Below are 22070 nucleotides of genomic sequence, written 5' to 3' on the forward strand. Positions count from 1 at the left end.
CGGGCATCTGCCCTGGCGAAGCCGGTTAGCGGGTCGCGTCGAGCAACTCCTTGAGCGCGACTTCGAAGTCGTCGGCCATGTCCCACAGGTCCGGCAGCAACTCCGGGCACGACACGATCCCGACGTCGAGATTGCCCGACAGCGACATCACGGTCATGTTCAGTCCGGAGCCGTGGAAGATCGGGCCCAGCGGATACATCGCCTTGACCTCGCAGCCCAGCAGGAACAGCGGTACCTGCGGGCCCGGAACGTTGGAGACCACCAGATTGTGCACCGGCCGAGCTCCGGAGAGGCGGCTGCTGGCATACACCCGCATCGCCGTGCCGAACACCGCCGGGGCGGCGAACTGGGTCCAATCCTGCAGCAACGTTGCGGCGATCGCGGAACTGTGTTGCTTGGCAACCGAATTGGCTTCGGCGATGGCCATGAGCCGCTCGGCGGGATCCTCGATGCTGGTCTCCAACCGGGAGAACATCCCGGAGACCTGGTTGCGCCCGGGCCGGTCCGACTTGTCATGCACCGACACCGGCACCATGGCGACCAGGGAATTTTCCGGCAGCTCGCCACGGTCGAGCAGGAACTTGCGCAGCACCCCCGAGACCAGCGCCATCACCACGTCGTTGACCTTGACCCCGAAGTGATTCTTGACGGTCTTGATGTCCTCGAGGTCGAGTTGCGCGAAAGCGACGTTGCGGTGTGCGGTGACGTTGGCGTTGAACGCCGACCTCGGGGCGGCGAACGGCGGCGCCATCGCCGAACCGTTGCGCGCACGCCGCACCGTGTCGATCACCGAGGACACCGTGGTCGGTACGACGTTGGCCAACTTCAACGGACGGGTGGCGAAGCGCACCGCGCCGCTGACCGCGATCTCCAGGTCGCTGCCCTGCCCACTCGCCTCGACCGGATCGGGCGGCGGGGCGTCCGGTTCGGTGGTGCACAGCTTCGACATCAGGTTGGCGCCGGTCACGCCGTCGACCGCGGCGTGGTGCACCTTCGTCATCACCGCGATGCGTCCACCGTTCTGGGCGTCGGTCCCGGCGATGTTCTCGATCACCCACATCTCCCACAGCGGACGGGTGCGGTCCAGCGGCAGCGACGCGATGTGTCCGGCGATCTCCGACAGCTCGGTGCGTCCCCCCGGAGACGGCAGCCCGATGCGGTGCAGGTGGCGGTCGACGTCGAAGTCCTTGTCCTCCACCCACACCGGGTGATCGAGGTTGAACCGGTTGTCGGCGACCTTTTCCCGGAACTCGGGCATCGCCTTGATCCGCAGCGCCAGCCCGTCGCGCAACCGGTCGAAGGTGTAGCCGCCCGGCATCGTCGAGGTGTCCAGTTCCAGGATCGAACACACATGCAGCGGCTGCACGGCGGTTTCGAGATACAGGAAGCTGGCGTCGAGTCCGCTCAGCCGCTGGAGTCCAGGCATGTCGCCGATCGTAGGCGCGTGAACAGCGGGTGTGAGGAAATCCACTTAACGTCCCGTTCAACTTCTGGTGATGCGGTGGCAGACTGAGACAGTCAGCGAAACCCGGGGACCCCGTCTGGTGGCCTCGAGGATTCGAAACGACCCACCCGATGAGGGGACAATGATGTCTGAACAGGCCGTTTACGGTGCTGTCGCCGATTCGACGAAACCGCGCGTGAAAGTCCGCACCCACCACCTGCACAAGTGGAAGGCGGAGGGTCACAAGTGGGCCATGCTCACCGCGTACGACTATTCCACCGCCGCCGCGTTCGACGAGGCCGAGATTCCGGTGCTGCTGGTCGGCGATTCAGCCGCCAACGTGGTCTACGGCTACGACACCACGGTTCCGATCTCCATCGATGAGTTGATCCCGCTGGTTCGCGGCGTCGTGCGGGGTGCGCCGCACGCGCTGGTGATCGCCGACCTGCCCTTCGGCAGCTACGAAGCCGGCGCCGCGCAGGCGCTCGCGACGGCGACCCGGTTCCTCAAGGAGACCGGTGCCCACGCCGTGAAGCTCGAAGGCGGCGAGCGGGTGGCCGACCAGATCGCTGCGCTCACCGCCGCCGGCATCCCGGTCATGGCCCACATCGGATTCACCCCGCAGAGCGTCAACGGCCTGGGCGGGTTCCGGGTCCAGGGACGCGGCGACGCCGCCGAGCAGACCATCCACGACGCGATCGCGGTTCAGGAGGCCGGCGCCTTCGCCGTGGTGATGGAGATGGTTCCCGCCGAGTTGGCCACGCAGATCACCGGCAAGTTGACGATCCCGACCGTCGGCATCGGCGCAGGCCCCAACTGTGACGCCCAGGTGCTGGTGTGGCAGGACATGGCCGGCCTGACCACCGGTCGGACCGCCAAGTTCGTCAAGCGTTTCGGCGCCGTCGGCGAGGAGCTGCGCCGCGCGGCCACCCAGTACGCCGACGAGGTCGCCAGCGGGGCCTTTCCCGCCGAAGAGCACTCCTTCTGAGAATGCTCACTCGCGCAGCCTGAACAGATAGGTGAACGCCGACCGCGTGTAGGCGATGCCGCGTCCACTGTTGCGAATGAGGTCCGGATCGGCGGTTTCGGGCTTCTTCGGTTGCAGGTAACTGTCGAGATCGTCGCTGTCGAGGCGGTAGGTGTCGTTGCGGTGGTGCACCGCAGCTACCAACTCGAGCGCCGGGTCCAGCGCCGCCAGGCTGGCGTCGCCGTGACTGGTGTTGGCCAGGAACAGGCCCCGTGATCTGAGGTATCGGCGGCTGTGGTTCCACACCGGACCGGCGTAGAGGGAGATGAGCAGGTCGAACTCGCCGTCGGCCAGCCCGAGGTCACCGTCGTAGTCCGCGTGCAGGAACTCGATCGTGCGCTCGCCCACGCCGCGGCTGCGCAATTCGGCGGCCGCGGTGGTGTTGTCGGCGAAGTAGCGGGCAGCCCGTCGATCGACGTCGACGTAGGTGACCGACGGGATAGCGACGGACGGCGACAGATCGAGGTAGCAGCCGAGGTAGAGGGCTCGTTCGACGGCCCAGGTTGCCGTCACGGTTTCGAACAACCCGGATCTGTCTCCGATGGATTCCTGGTAGGTCTGCCAGGTGGGTCCGACGGGCGGGCGTTGGCCAGGCAAGGCGGTCAGCGCGTGAAGTCGGGCTTGCGCTTGGCCAGGAACGCGTCGACGCCCTCGCGGCCCTCGGTGGTTTCGGCGCGTGCCGCGATCAGCCGGCCCTCGAGTTCCATCTGCTCTTCGAGGCCGTTGGCGAAGCTGCCCAGCAACAGCGCCTTCACTCCACCGTTGGAGCCGGCAGCGGTGGCGGCCATCTGATCGGCCAGGTCGTCGGCGCGTGCGGCCAGACCGTCGTCAGCCACGACCTCGGTGAGCAGCCCCCAGGACAGCGCCTCCTGCGCCGAGAGCGTGCGGTTGGTCAACATCAGCTGTTTGGTCCGGGCGATGCCGATGAGCCGGGGCAGGTAGTACGACGAGCTGCCGTCGGGGCTGAGCCCGACGCGGGTGTAGGCCATCGTGAACGACGCCGATTCGGCGGCGAGGACCAGGTCGCCGGTGACCGCCAGCGAGAAGCCCGCCCCCGCCGCCGTCCCGTTGACCGCGGTGATGACCACGGCGTCCATTCGGGCGAACGTCGAGATGGCCCGGTGCAGGTTGTCGGCGACGCCTTTGAGGTGGCGCCCGCGGTGTTCCGCCGACGCGAACTCCTTGAGATCACCGCCGGCGCAGAAGAAGCGGCCCGCCCCGGTGACGACGACGACCTTGACGTCCGGCCGGTCCAGGGCCGCTGCGGCGTCGGCGAGCTCAGCGGTCAGCGCAGCGTTCATGCCGTTGGCCGCGTCCGGGCGGTTCAGCGTGATCCGGGCGACGGGACCGGACTGCTCGACGGCGATGGTCTGGTATGCACTCACGGCCAGAACTGTAACGGCGCGCCGCCGGATGGTGGCGGCCGCCATGGCGCAGAGCGGTTTACAGCGCGCCCTCCAGGTAGCGCGCCCGGCATGCGCGGCGCGCCAGCTTCCCACTGGTGGTTCGCGGGATCGCCCCCGCGGCAACAAGTTTCACGTCGGCGATGGGCACCGCGTGGCGTCGCGACACCGCGGCACGGATCGCCTCGACGATCGGCGCGGCCTCGGCACGTCCCGCTCCGGCGGCGCGCTCGGCGACGATGACCACCTCTTCGCGGCCGTCTTCCGCCGGCACCGGGAACGCCGCCACGTATCCCGCACGCACCGCCGTGGCGGCTGCGGCCACGGTGGCCTCGATGTCCTGCGGGTAGTGGTTACGACCGTCGACGATGATCAGGTCCTTGACCCGCCCGGTGATGTAGAGCTGACCGTCGTGATAGACGCCGAGATCTCCGGTGCGCAACCACAACCCGCTCTCGGCGCTGCCCTCGGCGTGACTGTGGTACTGCAGGCGCGACTGCAGCTTGTTCTGGAATGTCAGCTCGGTTTCCTCGGTCCGGCGCCAGTATCCGTGGCCGATGTTGTCGCCGTGCAACCAGATCTCGCCGACATGGCCGTCGGGCAACTCGCTGTCGGTCTGGGCGTCGACGATGACGGCCCACTGGCTGCGGGCGACGGTGCCGCAGGACACCTGCGCGACTGCGCCCGGTTGGTCTGCGGGGACCTCGACGGCGCGGCCGGCGCCGAGTTCGGCGCGATCGAGGTACACCGCCGTCGGCTGGGCGTCGGCATCGGTGGTCGACACGAACAGGGTGGCCTCGGCCATGCCGTAGGACGGCTTGATGGCGGTCGCCTTCAGCCCGTAGGGCGCGAACGCCGCGGTGAACTGGTCGACGGCGGCGATGCTCACCGGCTCGGAACCGTTGATCAGCCCGGCGACGTTGCTGAGGTCCAGGGTCTCCCCAGCCGGCGGTAGACCCCGCTGGGCGGCGAGCTGGAAGGCGAAGTTCGGCGCGGCTGCGAAGGTCGGGGCGTCGGAGGCGCCCAGCTCTCGGATCCAGCGATATGGCCGCCGCACGAACGCCACCGGCGACATCAACGTGATGTGACCGCCGCACAGGGCGGGGAACATGATCATCAGCAGCCCCATGTCGTGGAACAGCGGCAGCCAGCTCACGCTGCGGATGTTCCAGTCCAGGCCGACCGACAGAATCATCTGCACGACGTTGGTGCACGCCGCGCGATGGGTGATCTCCACACCGGCAGGGGTGCGGGTGGACCCCGAGGTGTACTGCAGGTACGCGATCGCATCGGTGTCCAGCGGCGTGGGAGTGAACGCGGCGCCGACGGAGTCCGGCAGGGCGTCGATCGCGATCATCCGGGGCCGGCGGTGTCGGGGCAGCGTGCGCAGGAAATCCCCGACTGACCCGGCGGCCGAGGTGGTGGTGAGCACGACGGTCGGTTCCGCATCACCCAGCACCGCGTCGAGACGCTCGGTGTGGCCGGGTAGTTCGGGAGCGAACAGCGGGACGGCGATGGCACCGGCCTGGATGGCGGCGAAGAATCCGATGACGTAGTCGACGCCCTGCGGGGCGAGGATCGCGACGCGGTCGCCGGGCCGGGTGATCTGTTGCAGACGTGCGCCGACCGCGCGCAGTCGGGGGCCCATCTGCGACCAGGTCAGCTCGACGGTGCGGTCGTGGTCGAAGTCGAGGTAGCGGTAGGCAGGGGTGTCACCGAAGTTGGCGACATTGCGTTCCAGGAACGACGTCAGCGTCACTCCCGCGGGGATCGCGATGTTGCCCTCGGGGTCCAGGTAATCCTCGAGTCTCATCTCCCGGTTCATAAGACAATATTAAGAGACATCCAATTGATCTTGTGGCAAGAACGCCCGGTGTGGCGGACAAGATCACATCACGCTCATGCCGCCGGTTCACCCGGATATGGCACGCTGTTGGTCCCCGACACGCCCCCGGACAAAGGTGACCATGGCCGCCACATCGCCCGAAACCTCCAGGTACACGGAGACGGAGCGCAAATTCGAGGTGGTCGAGACCACCGTGTCCCCCTCGTTCGACGGGCTGTCGCTGGTATCGCGCGTCGAGCGGTCGCCGTCACAGTCGCTCGATGCTGTCTACTTCGACACACCGGGCCGTGACCTGGCCCGACACAAGATCACATTGCGCCGGCGGACCGGCGGATCGGACGCCGGGTGGCACCTCAAACTGCCGGCGGGCGCCGACACCCGCACCGAAGTCCGGATGCCCTTGGAGGGCGAGGCGGTTCCGGACGCGTTGCGCGACGTGGTGCTCGCTGTCGTGCGCGACCGTCCGCTGGCCCCGGTGGCTCGCATCAGCACAGCCAGGACCATCGAGTTGCTCTACGGCCACGACGGTTCGGTGGTCGCCGAGTTCTGCGACGACCGCGTCACGGCCAGCGCCGAAGGCGGTGACGAGGTGCAGTGGCGCGAGTGGGAGCTCGAGCTGGCCGACGGCGCGGATCCCGCACTGCTCGACCGGCTGGCCAACCGGCTGTTCGATGCCGGTGCGCTGCCGGCCGGGCACGGTTCCAAGCTGGCCCGGGTGTTGGCCTCGAGCGGCTCCGCCGACGAGCAGCAGCGGCCGGTGTCCTCGGATCCTCTGCACCGCGCGGTGGCCGGTCATGTCGAGGAGCTGCTGGAGTGGGACCGGGCTGTGCGCTCCGATGTCTTCGACTCGGTGCATCAGATGCGGGTGACCACCCGCAAGATCCGTAGCTTGCTGCAGTCCTCGGAGGGGTCATTCGGCATCTCCGACGACGACTGGATCCTCGGCGAACTCCGCGAACTCGCCGCCGTGCTGGGCGTGGCCCGCGACGCCGAAGTCCTCGCCGAACGCTATGAACGCGCCCTGGACGCGCTGCCGGAGGCGAACGTGCGTGGCCCGGTGCGGGAACGCCTGGTGGAGGGCGCCAAGAAGCGCTACCAGACGGGGTGGCGGCGGTCGCTGACCGCGATGCGCTCGCCGCGGTACTTCCGGCTGCTGGACGCGCTGGAGGCCCTCACCGCCGCCGAGCCTCCTGCCCCGGCGGCGCCCGGTGAGCAACCGGCCGACGCGACGATCGATTCGGCGTACCGCCGGGTCCGCAAGGCGGCCAAGACCGCCCGCGCGGCCGCGCAGGACCCCGGCGTCAACAGTGACGAGGCCCTGCACCGGATCCGCAAGCGAGCCAAGCAGCTTCGCTACACGGCCGCCGCGACCGGCGCGAGCCGGGTCGCCGACCGGGCCAAGGTCATTCAGACGCTGCTGGGCGATCATCAGGACAGCGTGGTGAGCCGATCCCATCTGAGCCGCCAGGCCGCGGTGGCCCATGCCGCCGGCGAGGACACCTTCACCTATGGGCTGCTCTACCAGCAGGAGGACGACCTGGCCCGGCGCTGTGAGGCCCAAATCGAGGATGCGCTGCGGCAGCTGGACAAGTCGATGCGGAGCGCCGCGAAGGGCGGATGAGCCGCCGGCTCGATCGAACCGGGATCAGCCGCGTCGTCCAGCGCGCTCGGCGAATGCATCGAGCGCGGCGAGTACCTCAGCCGAACACCACACTCGATTGCGAGGTCCACTGCTCGTCTCGACGAGGATTCCTGCCTCGGCTAGAGGGTTGAGGTAGCGATGAGCGTTGGTGGACTCGATACCCAGTTCCTGCGCCAGCAGCGCGGCGTTCACGACCGGACGGCGGGTCAGTAAATCGGCGACTTTCCACACCGCGGAGTCGGAACGCGCTCTGATCACGGCGTTCCAGTTTTCGCGGATGTCACGAATATCAGCGACCAGTTGACGCCCATTTGCGATGGCCAGGACGGTCGCTTGCGAGAAGCGGTCGACAATCGGGGCGGCGGCCCCGGCGCGATAGCTCGTCAATGCTGCGAAGTATGCATCCGTGTCGGCCAGCAGCCCAGCGGAGACCGGGACCGTCACCTTTCGCGTCAGGCCCTTGTTGCGCAGCATGGCTTGTACCAGTGCGCGGCCAGTGCGCCCGTTCCCGTCTGTGAAGGGGTGAATGGTTTCGAACTGGGCATGTGCCACCGCGATCTGCGGCAGTGCGGGCAAGTCATTGCGCTGCGCGAATGCGATCAGGTCATCGATTGCTCTGGGAATCAACGCGTGACGCGGACCGACAAATGTTGCGCCGACCGGGGTCGAGCCGCCTCCGATCCACACTGGCTCGGTGCGGAATGCACCCGGCGTGTGGCGGGGCTCGTTGACCATCAAGGTCCGGTGCATCGTCAGGATGGCGTTGGCGTCAACCTTGTCGGAGAGGGCGACCGCTGCCTGCATCGCAGCGGTGTTTGCGACGACCATCTCGGCGTTGCGTGTGCCCCCGCCACCAGGCAGCAGCTCAGCCTCAGCGATCGCGCGTGCTGAGGCCGTCACGTTCTCGATCTGCGAGCTTGCCGCCGACTCCGACCGGAGCAAGACGGCGGCAAACGGCGCGATTTCGCCTCCGAGTTCGGCGTCAAAACGTGCAATCTCGTTGGTGGCGTGCTCGGCATCCGCGATGACAGACGGTGACAGGTCCAAGACGAGATCTGCGATATCGGCCGGCACAGCCGGGTGGTATGTGCCGAATCTAGGCAGCCTTGCACTCGCGTGCCGCATCCCCTGCGGTTCCCACGGAACCGAGTCGTAGGTGATGGCGCCAAGTGAGGTCACAGGTTCAGATTAACTTCACTTATGCTGCTAAGTGAAGTCAAAACTGTATACAGACTTCACTTATCGCATAAGTCAGGGCATGACGCAGCGTTGCAATGACTCACTTGCAACCAACCGACGCGGCAACACTGCCGGCGCCGTCCGAGCGCACGAACACAGCCGGGTGCGTGGGGGCCATCCGCAACCATGACGACTGCCCGCTCAGGAACGCAGGGCGGATGAGCTGGCCTGTAAGCCGGATTCTGTTCCGCACCGCCGCGGAGAACCACGGCGGCGAGGCGGCGACCATCCATCTGGACACACCGTCACCGGGTGCCTCGAGCGGCCTACCCGCAGGCTCGGGCGAGCAACCCTCGAACACCTGCGCGACCGCAACCAGGTTGCGGCCTTCTTGGCCTTGCTTCGGGTGGGGTTTGCCTAGCCACCCCGGTCACCCGGGGTGCTGGTGCGCTCTTACCGCACCGTTTCACCCTTACCACCGCGTTGCCCGAAGGCTCCGTGGTGGCGGTCTGTTCTCTGTGGCACTTTCCCGCGAGTCGCCTCGGATTGCCGTTAGCAATCACCCTGCTCTGTGAAGTCCGGACTTTCCTCGACACCGAGGTGCCGCGGCCGCCCAGCCAGCTCATCCGCCTGATCAACGTACTGGTTCCGGGCCCGATTCCGGTAATGCTCTCGATCTCGATGTTGCTGTCAGGGTCGCGCACGGCCGCTGTCCACAGCCCGGGACGCAATCTGGGCGCGGAGCTCCCGACCGCGGCGCCTACCGAGACCCTCGCAGGTGGAATCTCCCGCCGGGAGCTCCTACCGCACGCGCCGCAGCACGATCACGTTGTCGGTGAGCACCGCCGGCTGCCCATCCGGGCCGACCGCGTCGCGGTCCACCGCTTCGACGCGAACCCGCTCCCACGGGCCGTCAGCGAGGTCGATCGCGTCCAGGACCTCCTCGACGCCGGGGAAAACGTGGTCGTGTGCGGCGGGGTCCGCCCACGGCGGCGGAGCGCCGTGATCGACGATGAGCAGTGTTCCGCCGGGCACCACGGCTCGCGCGGCCGCGGCGAAGATCGGGTCGCGGTCCAGGTGCACCATCGAGTGCAGGAATTGCGCCGACACCAGATCGAACCGACCCTGCGGGAAGGTCTCCGACAGATTCGCCTGCACGAAGTCCACCCGATCGGACAACCCCCGCGCATCCGCGTCGGCGGCGGCACGGCTCAGCGCAGTCTCCGAGATGTCCACCCCGACGACGTGCCAGCCGCGTTCGGCCAGCCACATCGTGTCGGCGCCCTCCCCGCAACCAAGATCGAGGGCACGCCCCGGCGACGTATCGGCGACGACCTCGGCAAGGCGGGCATTGACCCGCCCGCTCCAGATCCGCTCGCGCTGAGCGTATCGCTGCTCCCAGTGATCTTTGTCGGACTTGCCCGACGACTCGGCGCCTGACGTGCCTGCCGACCCGGTGCCCGCATTACCCTTCGGCTCGGTGCCCGAATTGCCCTTCGGCTCCGTGCCTTGGTCCGCTGTTGTCATCGTTCCTCCGTGATACTTGCCATGACCGACACCGCCGCTGCCGAACCGGCCGCGACGGCAGCCGCGATCTGCGGCATCTGCGCACACAGGTCCCCGGCGGCGAACACCCCCGGCACCGAGGTGCGGTACAGCGAGTCGACATCGACCGCTTCCGGCGATACCGGTCCCGTCGCACCGAGTTTCACCCCGAGTTGCGCGGCGAGGCCGCTGCGCTGGCGCAGCTCGGCGGCGACCAGCAGGGCGCCGCGGGGCAAGCGCGCTCCGTCGTCGAAGACCACCGCGTGCAACTCCCCTGCCGCAGAGTCGAGTTCTCGAACCGTGCGCTCGTCGACGGGTATTCCCGCAACGTCGAGTCGAGCATGGTCGTCGTCGCTCAGGTCGGCCGGGCCGCCGGTCAGCAACACCACGTCGTCGCTCCATCCGCGCAGCAGGGTCGCCATGTGCACTCCGCGCTCCCCCGGCGCGAGTACGGCCAGCGGCCGGTCGCGAACCTCCCAGCCGTGACAGAACGGGCAGTGGAACACCGAACGGCCCCACAGTGGCGCCAGCCCGGGTATGTCGGGATAGTCGTAGCGCATTCCGGTGGCCAGCAGCAGACGGCGGGTGTGCTCACCGGCTCCATCGGCAAGGTCGAGGGTGATGCCGTCGCCGCCGGCCACGCCGGCGACGACCTCGCCGTCGCGCACCTCGACCGACGGATATCGCTCGAGCTCGCGACGCCCGTGCGCGTACAGGTCTGCCGGTGGCACCCCGTCGAAACCCAGCAGCCCGCCGATACCGTGCGCCGCACGGTTACTCTGCCCGCCGGCGTCGATCAGCAAGGTGCGTCGCCGGGCACGCCCGAGCACCAGGGCGGCGCTCAACCCGGCGGCACCGCCGCCGACGATCACACACTCCCATTCGTTGTCCATGCCCCGAGCTTGCCCGGCACGGAACATCCTGCCAACATCTTTTGCCATGCAGGCAAACGATGACGATGTCGACGCCCGGGTCCGGCAGCGGCTGCGGCAGTTGCGGTTGCAGCGGGGGATGACGCTGGACGACGTCGCGACCCGGTCGGCGATCGACGTCTCCACGTTGAGCCGGCTGGAGTCCGGGAAGCGCAGGCTGGCGCTGGATCACCTGCCACGCCTGGCATCCGCGCTGTCGGTCAGCGCCGACGAACTGCTGCGGGCACCCGAGGTCGACGATCCCCGCGTGCGCGGCGGTGCGCACACTCGAAACCAGATCACGTTCTGGCCGTTGACCGGCGACGGTCCGGCCGGCGGTCTGCACGCCTACAAGATTCGCATCAGTGCGCGCCGGCGCACGCCTCCGGCGGAACTACCGGTGCACGAAGGTCACGACTGGATGTACGTGTTGTCCGGTCGGCTGAGACTTCTGCTGGGCGAGCGCGACTTCACCATCGAACCCGGTGAGGCGGTGGAGTTCTCGACGTGGACCCCGCACTGGTTCGGCGCTGTCGACGGTGCGGTGGAGGCGATCGCCCTGTTCGGCCTGCACGGCGAACGCGTGCATCTGCACACCGATCACAAGTAGGAGGTCTGGTTCACCAGCCGCACCGACGCCGCGCCGTCGGGGTAGAACTCCGCGATCGACAGGCTCGCCAGATCCAGATGCAGCCGGTACAGCATCGCCGGTCCGGCATCGAGGGCCAGGCGCAGCAGCGTCTTGATCGGCGTGACATGCGAAACCACCAGCACCGTCCGGCCCGCGTACTGCTCGACGAGGCGCCGCTGGGCGGCGCGCACCCGAGTGGCGACGGCATCGAAGCTCTCCCCCTGCGGGGGCGGCACCGCGGTGTCGCGCAGCCATTTCCCGTGCAGTTGCGGATCCCGCTCGGAGGCCTCCCGGAAGGTCAGACCTTCCCAGTCTCCGAAGTCGGTCTCGATCAGGTCGTCGTCGACGGTGACGTCGAGCCCGAGCGCCTTGGCCGACGCCTCAGCTGTGTCGTAGGCGCGCTGCAACGGGGAGGACACCACTGCGTCGATCCCACCCTGCTGGCCGAGGTAGCGCGCCGCCGCATCGGCCTGGCGGTTGCCCAGTTCGGTCAGGGCCGGGTTGCCCCGCCCGGAGTAGCGGCGCTGCACCGACAGGTCGGTCTGCCCGTGACGCAGCAGCAGCAACCGAGTCGGGGCGCCCTGGGCGCCGGTCCATCCGGCCGGGTTGGTGACCACCTCGGTGGTGGCGGGTGGACCATCCTCGGCGTCGGCGTTGGCGGGTGGATCGCCGGCCACGGTGTCGGCGGGCGGATCGTCGTCGGCCTCGGTGCCGGCCGCGGCGTCCATCGCCTGGTTGGCCAGGCGGTCGGCGTCGCTGTTGCGCTCACGCGGGATCCAGGAGTACCCGACGCGGGCGAAACCGCGCGCGAGCTGTGCGGCTTGCCGGTGCAGCGGGGCCAGGTCGGGATGCTTGACGCGCCACCGGCCGGCCATCTGCTCGACGATCAACTTGGAGTCCATGAACACGTCGACCTCGTCGGCTCCCAGCCCCGCCGCTGCCTCCAGCCCGGCGATCAGTCCCCGGTATTCGGCAACGTTGTTGGTGGCCGTCCCGATCGCTGATTTCGCCTCGGCCAGCACCGCGGATCGGTCGGCGTCCCACACGACCGCGCCGTAACCGGCCGGACCCGGGTTGCCCCGCGAGCCGCCGTCGGCCTCCACACGGACCCTCACGAGCCGGACCCCTTGACCCGCAACAGAATCGCCGAGCACTCCGGGCAGCGCAGCACCTCGTCGTCGGCGGCGGCCGCGATACGCGCCAGTTCACCCTTGTCGATCTCCAGGCGACACGCCCCGCACCGGCGGCCTTGCAGGGCCCCGGCACCGACTCCGGTGCGGGCCCGCTGGCGTTCGTAGAGCGACAGCAGCGCCTCGTCGATCCCGGCGCTGAGCTCGTCGCGCCGGGACACCAGCTGATGCCGACGCTGGTCCACCTCGGCGCGCGCGGTGTCGCAGGCACGTTGCGCGTCGGTCAGCGACGTCTGCAGGTCATCGATGGCGGCCAGCTCACGCTCCTGGTCGGCGGCGAGCTCCTCGCGCCGTTCCATCACCTCCAGCAGCGTGTCCTCCAGGCTGGACTGTCGGCGTTGCAACGTGTCGAGCTCGTGCTGCAGGTCGGTCAACTGCTTGGCATCCAACGTGCCGCCGCTGAGCAGTGCCCGGTCGCGGTCCTCACGTTGGCGCACACCGTCGATCTCGGTCTCGGACTTTCCCACCTGGGCGTCGATGTCGGCCAGGGCGAGTTGCACCGCGCCCAGCCGATCGGTGGCCTCACGCAGGACAGCCTGCGCGTTGTCCAGGGCCGTCTGCTCGGGCAGATTCTTGGCGCGGTGCTCGACCCGGCTGATCTCCGCGTCGCACTCGGCCAACTCCAACAGCGACCGCTGTTGTGACACTTCCGCTTTCATGTACCGCTTTCCTCGACATTCCATGGGTCGGTGCGCACGTCGCACACCGTCACCGGTAGCGACGCGCCGAAGTGGCTGCGCAGCAGGTCGGCCGCCTGCGCGCACCAGGGGAACTCGCTGGCCCAGTGCGCGACGTCGACCAGGGCGACATCGGACACCCGCCGGTGCTCGTCGGCCGGATGGTGGCGCAGGTCGGCGGTGACGTAGGCCTGCACCCCCGCGGAGGCGACGGCCGACAGCAGCGAGTCTCCGGCTCCGCCGCACACCGCCACCCGCGACACCTCCGCCGCCGGGTCTCCGCTGGCCCGCACCCCCCACGAGGTCGGCGGCAGGGCATCGCGCACCCGAGCGACGAACGCCGACAACGGTTCCGGCTCAGCAAGTTCGGCGATGCGCCCCAGACCGACCTCGCCCGACGGGTTCTGCAGCGCCAGGATGTCGAACGCCGGTTCCTCGTACGGGTGACCGGCGCGCAGCCCGGCCAGCACCGCCGATCGTCGCGACGCCGGGGCCACCATCTCGACCCGCTGCTCCTCGACGTACTCGACGGTGCCCACCGTCCCGATGGCCGGGGAGGCGCCGTCGTGCGGCAGGAACTGTCCGGTGCCCACCGCACTCCAGCTGCAGTGCGAATAGTCACCGAGGTGTCCGGCTCCGGCGGCGAACATCGCCGAGCGCACCGCCTCGGCGTCGGCGGCGGGCACGAACACCACCCACTTGTCCAGCACCGGGCCCGACGGCGCCGGGTCCAGCACGTCGCACACCCGCAGCCCGAGCGCCGACGCCAGCGCGTCCGACACCCCCGGCGCGGCGCTGTCGGCGTTGGTGTGGGCGGTGAACAACGCCCGGCCGGTGCGGATCATCGAGTGGATCAGCGCACCCTTGGCCGAGTCGGCCGACACGGAGTCCACACCGCGGAGCAGCAGCGGGTGGTGCGCGAGCAGCAGCCCGCCGTCGGGCACCCGGGCCACCGTCTCGGCGGTCGCGTCGACGGCGACCGTCACCGATGTGACGCTCTCCGCCGGATCCCCGCACACCAGGCCGACCGAATCCCAGCTCTGGGCCAGCTGCGGTGGATAGGCCGCGTCGAGCACGTCGATGATGTCGCCGAGTCGAGTTGCCACATCACGACACTAATGTGCGGGTCCAGCCGCTCCGGGCACCCACCGCTGACCGATTGGGGACCAGACCGCCGGTTCAGGGACAATGGAGCCGTGACGGACACGCTGGGCAGCATTGGCACAGGAACCCGGGTCGGACCGGGCGACCTGGTGATCTTCGACCTCGACGGGACACTGACCGATTCGGCCGACGGTATCGTCGCCAGCTTCCGGCACGCGCTGCACACCGTCGGCGCGGCCGTTCCCGACGGTGACCTCGCCGCGCGGATCGTCGGGCCCCCGATGCACGTCACGCTGGGCGAGATGGGGCTCGGCGAGCACGTCGACGCCGCGATCACGGCCTATCGCGCGGACTACACTGCCCGCGGCTGGGCGATGAACAAGCCGTTTCCCGGGATCGCCGACCTGCTCGCCGATCTGCGGGCCGCCGGCGCGCGGTTGGCGGTCGCGACGTCGAAGGCCGAGCCGACTGCGCAGCGCATCCTGGCGCATTTCGACCTGGACGGCTGGTTCGAGGTGATCGCCGGGGCCAGCACCGACGGTGTGCGCTCGGCCAAGGCGGACGTGCTCGCCCACGCGCTGGCCCAGTTGGCGCCGCTGCCGCAGCAGGTTCTGATGATCGGCGACCGCAGCCACGACGTCGAGGGGGCGGCCGCGCACGGCATCAGCGCCATCGTCGTCGAGTGGGGGTACGGCGCCGAGGACTTCCGGGGCGCCGACAGCGGCGCGGTCGCCCACGTCGCCACGGTCGACGAACTGCGTGGGGTACTCGGTGTCTGAGGTGCTGCACGTCACGTTCATCTGTTCGGGCAACATCTGCCGCAGCCCGATGGCCGAGAAGATGTTCGCCCACCAGCTCTCCGAACGCGGCCTGGACGGGACCGTGCGGGTCAGCAGCGCGGGCACCGGGCACTGGCACGAGGGTGAACCGGCCGACCGCCGGGCGGGGCACGTGCTGCGCGAGCACGGCTATCCGAGCGCGCACCGCGCCGCGCAGATCGACGACGGACACCTGGCCGCCGATCTGATCGTGGCGCTGGGCCGCAACCACTTCCGGATGTTGCAGCAGATGGGGGTGCCCGCCGAGCGGCTGCGCATGTTGCGCTCGTTCGATCCCCGCTCGGGTGCGCACGTCCCCGACGTCGAGGACCCCTATTACGGCACCCAGGACGACTTCGAGGAGGTCTTCGCGGTCATCGAGGCGGCGTTGCCGGGGTTGCACAGCTGGGTCGACGAGCAGCTGGCCGAAGCCGAGCAGGTGGGCTGATGCGCCGGTGGGCCTTCTTGCTGCGGCCACAGTGGCTGGCGCTCTACGTCGTGGTGCTGGCCTTCGCCTATCTGTGTTTCACCGTGCTGGCGCCATGGCAGCTGGGCAAGAACACCCAGACCTCGCGCGAGAACGCTCAGATCTCGCGGTCCCTGGACGCCGAGCCGGTGTCGCTGACCTCGGTCCTCCCCGATCAGGATTCCGCCGCCCCCGACGAGCAGTGGCAGCAGGTCACCGCCACCGGCCGCTATCTGCCGGAGAGCCAGGTCCTGGCCCGGCTGCGGCAGGTCGAAGGGGATCCGGCGTTCGAGGTGCTGGTTCCGTTCGCGGTCGACGGCGGCCCCACGGTGCTGGTCGACCGCGGCTACGTCGAACCGGTCAACGGGAATCAGGTGCCCACCATCGAGGCGCCGCCCACCGGGACCGTGACGATCACCGCCCGGCTGCGCGACCCGGAGGGGGTCGCGCCGGGCAAGGACCCGTTCACCTCCGACGGCATCCAGCAGGTGTATTCGATCAACACCGAGCAGATCTCGACGCTGACCGGCGTGCCGCTGGCCGGCTCCTACCTGCAGCTGGTGGCCGATCAGCCGGGCGGGCTGGGCGTCATCCCGCTGCCGCACCTCGATGCGGGCCCGTTCCTGTCCTACGGCATCCAGTGGATCGCGTTCGGCATCATCGCCCCGATCGGTGTCGGCTACTTCGTGTATTCGGAGATGAAGGCGCGCCGCGCCGAACGAGAAGCCGCGACCGCAGCCCAGGCTCGCGCGCAGGACGCCTCAGCGGTGCAGAACGCTGCCCCACTCACCGCCGAGCAGAAACTCGCCGACCGCTACGGCCGGCGACGCTGACCGACAGGACGGCCACGGCCGCCGCCAGCAGCTGCACCGCCCGCGACAGCCGCACCGCACGGTCCAGGTCGGCCACCTCGGGGACGCGGCCGTCGCCCAGGGTGGGGCGGATCTCCAGCTCGTGGGCGTACTGGGTGGGCCCACCGAGGCGCACCCCGAGTGCACCCGCGAACGAGGCCTCGGCGACGCCGGCATTGGGGCTGGGATGTCGGCGCGCGTCCCGGCGCCACGCCCGCAGCGCCGCCGCGGGCGACCCGCCGACCACCGGTGCGCAGGCCACCACGCACAACCCGGTGAACCGCGCCGCGAGCAGATTGGCCAGGTCGTCGGCCCGAGCCGCCGCCCAGCCGAATCGGGCGTAGCGCGGCGAACGGTTGCCGATCATCGCATCGAGCGTGTTGACCGCCCGGTACATCAGCACCGCCGGCGCACCACCCAGCGCGGCCCACACCAGGGGTCCGACCTGAGCATCGGAGGTGTTCTCGGCAATCGACTCCAGTGCCGCCCGGGTCAACCCGGCGGCGTCGAGCACCGCGGGGTCGCGCCCGCACAGCGACGGCAGCAGCGCCCGGGCGCCGTCGACGTCACCGGCGGACAGCAGACCCACCATTTGTTCTCCGGTGCGGCACAACGACGTTCCCCCCGCGGCGACGTACGTCGCCGCGGCGACCGCTGCCGTCTCACGAAGCCCGTGTCGCGAGCCCTGCGCAACGAACCCGATCGCGCCCGTCGCGGCGAGCAGCCCGGCCGTGTGCACCACCCCGGCTCCGCGTGCGTCACGGTAGCTGTCCCGCTCCAGGGCCGCCGCCACCGATCCGAACAGCGCCACCGGATGCCCTCGCCGCGGATCGCCGAACACCACGTCCGCCAGGACACCGGCGGCGATCCCCGCCGCGCGGGTCCGCCCGCCTGCTGCACGCACCCCGGCAGCGTCTCACAAGCCCGGACCCGTCCATCTGGGTAGCCGGCGCCGGCCGGTGCGGCAGTTTCCGCCTGAACGAACCTTGCGTCGGCTCCTGATCGGGCAGAGTGGTGCGATGAGCTTCCCCGCACTGGCACACGTCGCGGTCACCGTGCGCGACCTGACCGTCAGCACCCCCTGGTACCGGGCGCTGTTCGACAGCGACCCGGTGCTCGACGAGGACACCGACGCCGGCTTCCACCACGTGGTGTGGCAGCTCGGCGACGGCACCCTGTTCGGCATCCACCAACACACCACGGCCGCCCCGGATGAAACGTTCTCTGAATTCCGGGCCGGGCTCGACCATGTCGCCTTCGGCTGCGCCTCACGCGCGGAACTGCAGACCTGGGCCGGACGACTCGATGCGCTCGGGGTATCCCACGGCGGGATCGTCGACGCGCACTATGGCTCCGGGGTCAGTTTTCGTGACCCCGATGGCATCGCTTTGGAGTTCTTCGCGCCCCCCGGGTGACAGACTGACCACATGGCTGATCTTGTCCTGCTCGCCGGCACCGTCATCACGATGGAGGAGGACGCGCCGCGGGCCCAGGCCGTCGCCGTCTCCGGTGACCGCATCGTCGCCGTCGGCAGCCTCGACCACTGCCGCGCCGCACTGCCCGAGGCCGACGTCGTCGACACCGGCGCTGCGGCACTGGCCCCGGGATTCGTGGAGCCGCACGGCCATCCGCTGATCAGCGGCGTCGCCACCCAGGCTCCCGCCCGGTCGATCGCACCGTGGGATGCGCCCAGGTGGGCGGATGTGCAGAAGGTGTTCAGCGAGGCGCTGGCCGACACCGACCCCGACACCCCGTTGTGGTTCACGGGTTACGACGCGCTATTGCACGGCCACCCGTCGCCGAAGGCCGACGAGCTGGACGCGATCTTCGGAGACCGGGTCACGGTGGTGACCGACAACTCCGGGCACGGGGTGTACTTCAACTCGGCGATGATCAGGCTGCACGGCTGGGACACCGACCCGCCTGCCGACCCGGTCGCTGCGCACTACGGACGCAACGCCGACGGCTCGCTCAACGGCCAGGGTTTCGAACTTCCGGTCGTCACCGCGGTGGTGGGGCCGCTGATGGCGCAGCTCGGTGACCCGTTGGCGTCGGCGGCGCATTACTACGCGCTGATGTCTCGCGGTGGCTACACCTCCGCCTCGGACATGACCTACGACCCCAAGTTCGCCGCCGGTTACGAGGCGCTGGCCGCGGCGCCGTCCTGCCCGCTGCGGGTCAGCATGTGGGAGATGTCGATCACCGACACCTACACCGAGCCCGCCACATTCACCGCCGGCGAACCGTGGCTCACCAAGGCCGGGGTGAAGCTGTGGACCGACGGCTCACCGTGGGTGGGCAACATCGCGATCTCGTTTCCCTACCTGGACACCGAGACGACCCGCACCGCCGGCATCGATCCCGCCACCGCGGGCGGAGCGCACTCGATGAACTACTCCCGCGCCCAACTCGACGAGATCCTCGACCACGCCGCCCCGAAAGGCTGGCAGATGGCGTTCCACGCCAACGGTGACCTGGCGCTGGATCTCGCGCTGGACGCCTACGAGGACGCCCTGAACCGCCACGGCCTACTCGGCAGCGATCACCGCTGGCGCCTCGAGCACTGCGGGGCGGGTACCCGGGCGCATTTCGACCGGGCCGCCCGGCTCGGCGTGCACGTCTCGCTGGCGCCGTTCCAGTACTACTACTGGGGTGATCTGCTCGACGGCGCCATGTTCGACCCGTCGCACGGCGCCCGCTGGCAGGCGTTCGCCGACGCGGTCGACTCAGGGGCCTGCGTGTCGCTGCACAACGACGGGTCGGTGTCCCCGCCCACCCCGGTGACCAACATCGCCACCACCGTGACGCGGCGGACCCGCAACGGTGGGATGCACTGTGCAGAGCAGGCGATCTCATTGGAGGCGGCCTGGCGGGCCCAGACCATCGACGCCGCGCGCACACTGCGCCGGGATCATCTGGTCGGGTCGATCGCGCCGGGCAAGCTCGCCGACTTCGTGGAGCTCAGCGCCGATCCGTGGGCGGTGCAGCCCGACGAACTCATCGACTCCGTGCAGGTGTCGGGCACGTGGGTCGGTGGGCGGCGAATCGACCTCGACGAGTTCCTCGGCGCCGTGGCGGCGGGCGACAACTCGGCCCACGCGCATCTGGCTGAGCGCAAGGCCACCGGCTGCTGCTAGCCGGGTCCCCTCCCGCCGGCACCGGACTCTTTTCGGCCACCGCGACCGCCCCGTGGAGGTATCGTCGCGTAGCCACCAGCTGGTCGTGCCCTCATCGGCCGGAGTGGAGTTGGCACCTCTGAGAGGACGGTCGGCCCATGGCGTCTCACCCTTTGGAACCTCTGAGTGCGGACGAGTTCAGCCGCACCGCCGAGATACTCCGCCGGGACGGGCATGTCAGCGACACCTTCCGGTTCGCGTCGATCGAGCTGGTGGAACCACCGAAGAACGACGTGCTGGCGTGGCGAACCGGAGACCCGGTTCCACGGCATGCGCTGGCAGTGGTGTGGAACCGCTCAGACAACAAGACCTACGAAGCCACCGTCGATCTCACCGGCGGCACCGTCCTATCGGTCCAGCACATTCCCGACGTCACGCCGAACTTCACCGTCGACGAGTTCCACGAGGTCGACGAAGCCATGCGCGCTCACCCGGACGTGGTGGCGAAGCTGGGTGAACGCGGTATCACCGACATGAGCCGGGTCGTCGTCGACGTCTGGACCTACGGCAGAGCGCTGATGCCCGAGAGGTACCGCGACCGCCGACTGGGCTGGTGCGACCTCTGGGTCCGTGAGTCGCCCGACGGGAACCCCTACGCCCACCCTGTTTCCGGCTTGAAGCTCGTCGTCGACATGAACACCCTCGAACTCCTCGAGATCGAGGATGAGTTCGACGTCGGAATGCCGGCGGTGAACGGCGAATACGTGCCGGGACCGTGGACGGGTCAACAACGCACCGATCTCAAGCCGCTGCACATCACCCAGCCCGAAGGCACGTCGTTCACCGTCGACGGCACCGAATTGCGTTGGCAGAACTGGTCTATGCGTCTGGGTTTCAACTATCGCGAGGGTCCGGTGATCTATCAGGTCGCCTATGACGATCACGGGGTGCGGCGTGACATCGCCTACCGGATGTCGCTGGCCGAGATGGTGGTCCCCTACCGCGACCCCACGTTCGATCATTACCGCCGAACCGCTTTCGACATCGGCGAGTGGGGGCTCGGTTTCATGACCACCTCGCTGGAACTGGGCTGCGACTGCCTCGGTGAAATCCGCTACGTCGACGCGGTGCTGCACGACACCGCCGGTGCACCGTACGAGATCAAGAACGCCATCTGTCTGCACGAAGAAGACAACGCGGTGCTCTGGAAGCATGTCGATCTGGTGACCGGTGCCGAGGTGCGCCGTCAGCGACGGATGGTGGTCTCCTGCCACGTGACCGTGGCGAACTACGAGTACCTCGTCTACTGGCGGTTCTACCAGGACGGCAACATCGAGTGCGAGGTGCGTGCGACCGGGATCATGGTCACGACCCCGTACGCGGAGGGCGAGCCGGCGCCACCGTATGGCACCGTCGTCGACAACCGCACCTACGCGCCGTTCCACCAGCACTTCCTGGTGGCGCGACTGGATCTCGACGTCGACGGGTCGGCGAACACGGTCGTCGAGGTCGACTCGGTCGCACCGCCGGTGTCGCAGGACAACCCCCACGGCCTGGCTCTGGTCACCAGGTCCACCCCGATCACGTCAGAGGCCGTCAGCGCCCGCGATTTCGACTGGAACACCCAGCGCGGCTGGAAGGTGGTCAACCCGGACAAGGTGAACCGGCACGGCACCCAGGTGGGTTACAAGCTGGTTCCGGGTGCGGCGTTCCCGGCGTTGATGGATCCCACCACGCCGCAGTATCTTCGGGCGCCGGTGATCGGCCATACGCTGTGGGTCACGCGACACGACGACGACGAGCGCTGGCCGTGCGGTAGGTATCCGACCCAGTCCACCGTCGACACCGGCATGACTGAGTGGATCAAGGACGACGCACCGCTCGAGAACGCCGACGTCGTCCTCTGGTACGTCTTCGGCATCCACCACATCACCAGGGTCGAGGAATGGCCGATCATGCCCGTCGACACGGTGTCGTTCTGGCTCAAGCCTTCCGGGTTCTTCGACCAGAACCCGTCGATCGATGTGGCGCCCACGCCGAAGGCCGAGGGCGCGACCTGCCACACCGGCACAGCCGAACACCTCGGCCCCGATCGGGCGGCCCACATGCACTGACGGGACGCCGTGGAGATCTCTCGGCCGAGCAGGCGACGCGCATGCGCCGACAGAGATGCCGTCGAGAACTCGCCACCGACGAGGCGGCGCATGGGTACCGGCAGGC

General features: G+C 69.0%; 20 protein-coding genes and 1 other RNA gene. 9 read left to right on the forward strand and 12 right to left on the reverse strand.

The features are described 5' to 3' along the window. Positions 1 to 25: 25 nt before the first annotated feature. Positions 26 to 1426 carry a wax ester/triacylglycerol synthase family O-acyltransferase gene (locus tag J3476_RS12060; RefSeq protein ID WP_207066711.1) on the reverse strand — a complete coding sequence of 467 codons (1401 nt, stop codon included), beginning with the start codon at positions 1424 to 1426 and terminating at the stop codon, positions 26 to 28. A gap of 163 nt (positions 1427 to 1589) precedes the next feature. On the opposite strand from J3476_RS12060, the gene panB reads away from it, so the two are divergent. After that, the gene (panB, locus tag J3476_RS12065) at positions 1590 to 2432 is read left to right on the forward strand and encodes a 3-methyl-2-oxobutanoate hydroxymethyltransferase (RefSeq protein WP_163676605.1); all 843 of its coding nucleotides are present in this window, start codon (positions 1590 to 1592) and stop codon (positions 2430 to 2432) included. A gap of 6 nt (positions 2433 to 2438) precedes the next feature. Here the strand turns inward: panB and J3476_RS12070 are convergent, their stop codons facing one another. From J3476_RS12070 to J3476_RS12080, 3 genes are read right to left on the reverse strand one after another with little or no spacing between them, the layout of a single operon-like run. Then, on the reverse strand, positions 2439 to 3068 hold the full coding sequence (locus J3476_RS12070) for a hypothetical protein (RefSeq protein WP_286182936.1): 630 nt from the start codon (positions 3066 to 3068) through the stop codon (positions 2439 to 2441). Positions 3069 to 3073: 5 nt separating this feature from the next. Then, positions 3074 to 3856: an enoyl-CoA hydratase/isomerase family protein gene (locus J3476_RS12075; protein ID WP_207066712.1), complete on the reverse strand. Its 783-nt coding sequence runs from the start codon at positions 3854 to 3856 to the stop codon at positions 3074 to 3076. Positions 3857 to 3914: 58 nt separating this feature from the next. After that, positions 3915 to 5699, reverse strand: a complete 1785-nt coding sequence (locus J3476_RS12080; RefSeq protein WP_207066713.1) for a fatty acyl-AMP ligase — start codon at positions 5697 to 5699, stop codon at positions 3915 to 3917. A gap of 142 nt (positions 5700 to 5841) precedes the next feature. Here J3476_RS12080 and J3476_RS12085 point away from each other — a divergent pair, with 142 nt between their 5' ends. Continuing rightward, positions 5842 to 7341 carry a CYTH and CHAD domain-containing protein gene (locus J3476_RS12085; protein WP_207066714.1) on the forward strand — a complete coding sequence of 500 codons (1500 nt, stop codon included), beginning with the start codon at positions 5842 to 5844 and terminating at the stop codon, positions 7339 to 7341. A gap of 24 nt (positions 7342 to 7365) precedes the next feature. Here the strand turns inward: J3476_RS12085 and J3476_RS12090 are convergent, their stop codons facing one another. The 4 genes from J3476_RS12090 to J3476_RS12105 all read right to left on the reverse strand — a co-directional run bounded on the left by J3476_RS12090 (position 7366) and on the right by J3476_RS12105 (position 10979). Further along, positions 7366 to 8541, reverse strand: coding sequence for a Fic family protein (locus tag J3476_RS12090; RefSeq protein WP_286182937.1), 1176 nt, complete (start codon positions 8539 to 8541; stop codon positions 7366 to 7368). A 215-nt stretch (positions 8542 to 8756) separates the two neighbouring features. Next, positions 8757 to 9166, reverse strand: an RNA gene (rnpB, locus tag J3476_RS12095) — RNase P RNA component class A. A 176-nt stretch (positions 9167 to 9342) separates the two neighbouring features. Next, complete coding sequence (locus tag J3476_RS12100) at positions 9343 to 10068, reverse strand: bifunctional 2-polyprenyl-6-hydroxyphenol methylase/3-demethylubiquinol 3-O-methyltransferase UbiG (RefSeq protein WP_207066715.1); 726 nt, start codon at positions 10066 to 10068, stop codon at positions 9343 to 9345. Beyond that, the gene (locus J3476_RS12105; protein ID WP_207066775.1) at positions 10065 to 10979 is read right to left on the reverse strand and encodes an NAD(P)/FAD-dependent oxidoreductase; all 915 of its coding nucleotides are present in this window, start codon (positions 10977 to 10979) and stop codon (positions 10065 to 10067) included. Before J3476_RS12105 ends, J3476_RS12100 begins: the two co-directional genes overlap by 4 nt. A 46-nt stretch (positions 10980 to 11025) precedes the next feature. Between J3476_RS12105 and J3476_RS12110 the strand changes: the two genes are divergently transcribed. Then, on the forward strand, positions 11026 to 11607 hold the full coding sequence (locus tag J3476_RS12110; protein WP_207066716.1) for a helix-turn-helix domain-containing protein: 582 nt from the start codon (positions 11026 to 11028) through the stop codon (positions 11605 to 11607). Here the strand turns inward: J3476_RS12110 and J3476_RS12115 are convergent. From J3476_RS12115 to J3476_RS12125, 3 genes are read right to left on the reverse strand one after another with little or no spacing between them, the layout of a single operon-like run. Beyond that, the gene (locus tag J3476_RS12115) at positions 11598 to 12743 is read right to left on the reverse strand and encodes a bifunctional RNase H/acid phosphatase (protein WP_207066717.1); all 1146 of its coding nucleotides are present in this window, start codon (positions 12741 to 12743) and stop codon (positions 11598 to 11600) included. The genes J3476_RS12110 and J3476_RS12115 overlap by 10 nt on opposite strands. Next, positions 12740 to 13477, reverse strand: a complete 738-nt coding sequence (locus tag J3476_RS12120; protein WP_207066718.1) for a zinc ribbon domain-containing protein — start codon at positions 13475 to 13477, stop codon at positions 12740 to 12742. Before J3476_RS12120 ends, J3476_RS12115 begins: the two co-directional genes overlap by 4 nt. Further along, a complete protein-coding gene (locus tag J3476_RS12125; protein ID WP_207066719.1) occupies positions 13474 to 14601 on the reverse strand; it encodes a Nif3-like dinuclear metal center hexameric protein in 1128 nt (375 codons plus the stop codon). The genes J3476_RS12120 and J3476_RS12125 overlap by 4 nt, the downstream gene beginning before the upstream one ends. Before the next feature lie 90 nt (positions 14602 to 14691). Between J3476_RS12125 and J3476_RS12130 the strand changes: the two genes are divergently transcribed. Genes J3476_RS12130 through J3476_RS12140 form a run of 3 tightly spaced genes read left to right on the forward strand, consistent with a single transcriptional unit; the run spans position 14692 to position 16716 of the window. Then, positions 14692 to 15378: an HAD-IA family hydrolase gene (locus J3476_RS12130; RefSeq protein WP_286182938.1), complete on the forward strand. Its 687-nt coding sequence runs from the start codon at positions 14692 to 14694 to the stop codon at positions 15376 to 15378. Beyond that, positions 15371 to 15865 carry a low molecular weight protein-tyrosine-phosphatase gene (locus tag J3476_RS12135; protein WP_207066721.1) on the forward strand — a complete coding sequence of 165 codons (495 nt, stop codon included), beginning with the start codon at positions 15371 to 15373 and terminating at the stop codon, positions 15863 to 15865. Before J3476_RS12130 ends, J3476_RS12135 begins: the two co-directional genes overlap by 8 nt. Next, on the forward strand, positions 15865 to 16716 hold the full coding sequence (locus J3476_RS12140; RefSeq protein WP_207066722.1) for an SURF1 family protein: 852 nt from the start codon (positions 15865 to 15867) through the stop codon (positions 16714 to 16716). The genes J3476_RS12135 and J3476_RS12140 overlap by 1 nt, the downstream gene beginning before the upstream one ends. Here the strand turns inward: J3476_RS12140 and J3476_RS12145 are convergent. Next, positions 16670 to 17638 (reverse strand): cobalamin biosynthesis protein, encoded by a 969-nt coding sequence (locus tag J3476_RS12145; protein ID WP_207066723.1) that lies wholly within the window; start codon positions 17636 to 17638, stop codon positions 16670 to 16672. The two genes, J3476_RS12140 and J3476_RS12145, sit on opposite strands and share 47 nt — an antisense overlap. Positions 17639 to 17753: 115 nt before the next feature. Between J3476_RS12145 and J3476_RS12150 the strand changes: the two genes are divergently transcribed. The 3 genes from J3476_RS12150 (at position 17754) to J3476_RS12160 (ending at position 21964) form a co-directional block, all read left to right on the forward strand. Further along, positions 17754 to 18149, forward strand: coding sequence for a VOC family protein (locus J3476_RS12150; protein WP_207066724.1), 396 nt, complete (start codon positions 17754 to 17756; stop codon positions 18147 to 18149). 12 nt (positions 18150 to 18161) lie between these two features. Then, positions 18162 to 19871 (forward strand): amidohydrolase, encoded by a 1710-nt coding sequence (locus J3476_RS12155; RefSeq protein ID WP_207066725.1) that lies wholly within the window; start codon positions 18162 to 18164, stop codon positions 19869 to 19871. Positions 19872 to 20008: 137 nt separating this feature from the next. After that, complete coding sequence (locus tag J3476_RS12160; protein ID WP_207066726.1) at positions 20009 to 21964, forward strand: primary-amine oxidase; 1956 nt, start codon at positions 20009 to 20011, stop codon at positions 21962 to 21964. Positions 21965 to 22070 lie beyond the last annotated feature (106 nt).

This window comes from Mycobacterium sp. PO1 (assembly GCF_017312405.1).
Classification (GTDB): domain Bacteria; phylum Actinomycetota; class Actinomycetes; order Mycobacteriales; family Mycobacteriaceae; genus Mycobacterium.

Bases quoted from the DNA above. Each gene is read 5' to 3' on its own strand.
- J3476_RS12060 (WP_207066711.1), bottom strand. From the start codon at position 1,426: ATGCCTGGACTCCAGCGGCTGAGCGGACTCGACGCCAGCTTCCTGTAT.
- panB (WP_163676605.1), top strand. From the start codon at position 1,590: ATGTCTGAACAGGCCGTTTACGGTGCTGTCGCCGATTCGACGAAACCG.
- J3476_RS12080 (WP_207066713.1), bottom strand. From the start codon at position 5,699: ATGAACCGGGAGATGAGACTCGAGGATTACCTGGACCCCGAGGGCAAC.
- J3476_RS12085 (WP_207066714.1), top strand. From the start codon at position 5,842: ATGGCCGCCACATCGCCCGAAACCTCCAGGTACACGGAGACGGAGCGC.
- J3476_RS12100 (WP_207066715.1), bottom strand. From the start codon at position 10,068: ATGACAACAGCGGACCAAGGCACGGAGCCGAAGGGCAATTCGGGCACC.
- J3476_RS12105 (WP_207066775.1), bottom strand. From the start codon at position 10,979: ATGGACAACGAATGGGAGTGTGTGATCGTCGGCGGCGGTGCCGCCGGG.
- J3476_RS12110 (WP_207066716.1), top strand. From the start codon at position 11,026: ATGCAGGCAAACGATGACGATGTCGACGCCCGGGTCCGGCAGCGGCTG.
- J3476_RS12120 (WP_207066718.1), bottom strand. From the start codon at position 13,477: ATGAAAGCGGAAGTGTCACAACAGCGGTCGCTGTTGGAGTTGGCCGAG.
- J3476_RS12140 (WP_207066722.1), top strand. From the start codon at position 15,865: ATGCGCCGGTGGGCCTTCTTGCTGCGGCCACAGTGGCTGGCGCTCTAC.
- J3476_RS12150 (WP_207066724.1), top strand. From the start codon at position 17,754: ATGAGCTTCCCCGCACTGGCACACGTCGCGGTCACCGTGCGCGACCTG.
- J3476_RS12155 (WP_207066725.1), top strand. From the start codon at position 18,162: ATGGCTGATCTTGTCCTGCTCGCCGGCACCGTCATCACGATGGAGGAG.
- J3476_RS12160 (WP_207066726.1), top strand. From the start codon at position 20,009: ATGGCGTCTCACCCTTTGGAACCTCTGAGTGCGGACGAGTTCAGCCGC.